The organism is Streptomyces pilosus (genome assembly GCF_014649835.1).
GTDB classification, from domain to species: Bacteria; Actinomycetota; Actinomycetes; order Streptomycetales; family Streptomycetaceae; genus Streptomyces; species Streptomyces pilosus.
In genome coordinates, this window is record NZ_BMTU01000030.1 from 1 (window position 1) to 2,636 (window position 2,636).

4 protein-coding genes are annotated in these 2,636 nt (G+C 70.0%); 3 read left to right on the forward strand and 1 reads right to left on the reverse strand.

What is annotated here, in order from left to right; all coding sequences use genetic code 11:
• The first annotated feature begins 8 nt into the window (after nt 1-8).
• The 3 genes from IE118_RS33720 to IE118_RS33730 all read left to right on the forward strand — a co-directional run bounded on the left by IE118_RS33720 (nt 9) and on the right by IE118_RS33730 (nt 2,133).
• Entirely contained in the window at nt 9-470 is a 462-nt protein-coding gene (locus IE118_RS33720) for a flavin reductase family protein (protein ID WP_229847090.1), read from the forward strand.
• Nucleotides 471-676: 206 nt separating this feature from the next.
• Complete coding sequence (locus IE118_RS33725; protein WP_051850988.1) at nt 677-997, forward strand: ArsR/SmtB family transcription factor; 321 nt, start codon at nt 677-679, stop codon at nt 995-997.
• Nucleotides 998-1,134: 137 nt separating this feature from the next.
• Nucleotides 1,135-2,133, forward strand: coding sequence for a zinc-dependent alcohol dehydrogenase family protein (locus IE118_RS33730; RefSeq protein ID WP_189561915.1), 999 nt, complete (start codon nt 1,135-1,137; stop codon nt 2,131-2,133).
• Nucleotides 2,134-2,139: 6 nt separating this feature from the next.
• On the opposite strand, the gene IE118_RS33735 is transcribed toward IE118_RS33730, so the two are convergent.
• Entirely contained in the window at nt 2,140-2,298 is a 159-nt protein-coding gene (locus tag IE118_RS33735; protein ID WP_189561916.1) for a hypothetical protein, read from the reverse strand.
• Between the last annotated feature and the right edge of the window lie 338 nt (nt 2,299-2,636).

Consider the following 2,636-nt stretch of genomic DNA (forward strand, 5'->3'; position numbering starts at 1 on the left):
TGACGACCGTGTCAGCCGGCACGTCGGCGATCAGCGGCACGACCTGCGGAAGACGGTTCAACAGCACTCGCCCGCACGGCACCACGGTCAGCGCCTTCGCGTCCCTGTCCATGACGCCGCCCATGGTGCTGGTGTCGCTGGGCCAACGCTCACACCTACTGGCGGTCATCCGTCGCAGCGGCCGCTTCGGCCTGAACGTCCTCGGTGCGCACCAGGCCGATCTGGCCTCCGTCTTCGCCCGCTCCGGACCCGACAAGTTCGATCGAATCGACTGGGCGCCGGGCGGGGGACTGCCGCGGCTGCCGGACGTCGCAGCATGGTTCGCCGCCAAGGTGGCCGACTGCGTCGACGCCGGCGACCACACCGTCCTGCTCGCCCACGTGACGGCCGCCGAACCGGGCGAGGGATCCCTGAGACCACTCACCTATCACCGGCGCTCCTACGGCACCCACACACCACTGGCCCAGTGACCGTGCGGCACGTCGAGGACGGCATGGAATTAAGGACCTGATCACCGGCCCGAGGCAGGAGGCGCGCTGCGTTGCCCTGCTCAGCCCGGCACGCATGGTGCGGGTTGGCCCTGACCATTACTTCGACGACAGTCGTAGTATAGATGAGTTGCCGGTATCGCCTCTAGGAGTTGACTGTGGCCCGCCCCCGTACCGCCCCCCGGACAGTGGATCATCCCGACCTCGCCCAGGTGGATCTCCAGCAGGTGATGGAGGCGCTGGTGGACCCGGTGCGCCGGATGGTGGTCTCCCAGCTCGCGCGCAAGGGCGAGGACATGAGCTGTGGCACGTTCGAGGCACCGGTCTCCATCTCCACGCTCACCCACCACTTCAACGTGCTGCGCGAAGCGGGGGTGATCCGGCAGTACTACGTGGGCGTGACCAAGATGAACACGCTGCGCGCCGACGAGATGGAGGAGCGGTTCCCCGGCCTGCTCCCGGCCGTGATCGCGGCCTGCGCGGCGGAGACCGGCTCGGGCGTCGACTGAGGGATGACGCCGGCCTCGACGTACATATTTCGATGTCAGTCAAAATTTGACACCCATCGAACCTTGGGGCAAGGTGGAGGGGAGGCCGGTGCGACACCGGCTTCCCCAGCGCACCGAACCGCACCAAGGAGCCACGCATGAACCGCGTCGTCCGTTTCCATCAGACCGGCGGACCCGAAGTCCTGCATTTGGAGGAGGCCCCCGTGCCCGAGCCCGGGCCGGGCGAAGTCCTGATCCGGACCCGGGCGCTGGGCCTGAACCGGGCGGAGTCGATGTTCCGGCTCGGCCAGTACGGCACCGATCCCGTCTTCCCCTCCGGCATCGGCTACGAGGCGTCCGGAGTGGTCGAGGCCCTTGGTGACGGCGTGCGCGGCCTGAGCGTGGGTGAGGCGGTGAGCGTGGTGCCGTCCTTCGCCATGACCGACTATGGCGTGCACGGAGAGGCGGTTCTCGCCCCCGCCCACGCGGTCGTCGCCCACCCCGAGCGGCTCTCCTTCGAGGAGGCGGCCTCGGTGTGGATGCAGTTCATCACCGCCTACGGCGGCCTGGTCGACCTCGCGGGCGTCCGTCCCGGCGACACCGTCCTGATCTCCGCGGCCTCCAGCAGCGTCGGCCTTGCCGCCATCCAGGTCGCCCACAAGGCCGGCGCCCGCGCCGTCGCCCTGACCCGCACCGGCGCCAAGCGGCAGCAGCTCCTGGACGCCGGCGCGGACGAGGTCATCGCCACCGCCGAGGAGGACGTCCCCGCCCGGGTGCGGGAGCTGACCGACGGCCAGGGCGCCCGCGTCATCTTCGACCCCGTCGGCGGCACGGCCCTGGCCGACCTCGTCACCGCCGCCGCCCACGAGGCCCACCTCGTCCTCTACGGCGTCCTCGACCGCACCCCCACCCCGCTCAACGTCGGTGAGGTCCTCTTCAAGCACCTCACCATCCGGGGGTTCGAACTCTTCGAGATCACCACCGACGACCGGCGACGCGCCGAAGCGGTCGCCTTCGTGGCCGACGGTCTCGCCAAGGGCGAGCTGACTCCCACCATCGACAAGACGTTCCCGCTGGAGGACATCGCCGAGGCACACCGGTACCTGGAAGCCGGCGGACAGGTCGGCAAGATCGTCGTCACCGTTCCCGGCAACTGACCCTCCTCAGCGGGCAGCGTGAGCGACGTGGACGCCGGCCAGGGTGACCATCATCATCACTGGCAGGCCGCGGGCGTCCACCGGCAGGTGGCGTCCGCGGCCCGTCGCGTTCTTCACCGCGTCGTGCCTGGGCGTCGCGTGGGAGACGGAGGTGGCCGCGCGCACTTTCTGACAGCACGTGTCCGGGCAGCTCCGTAACGCGTGCGCACTCCACAGCCTGTGCCCCGACGTCGACCGCGTCGGGGCACAGGCATGTGGAGTGCGTGGGGACGTGTACCGCTCGATCGAGGACCGATGTGGGGAGACCCCGTGCCCGCCCCCGGGGGTTTTCACATGAACAGGGCCCGGCTCAGGCGGACGCCGTACTCCGCGTCGGGGTTGGTCCGGGCGTCCCCAACCCTTTCCTGGATCGCAGCGACGGAAAGGTCGCGCCGCTTGGGCAGGCGCTCGACCTCCGCGGCCGCCAGCGCACCCGGCATCTCCTCGCGAGTGAGGTCGGTGCA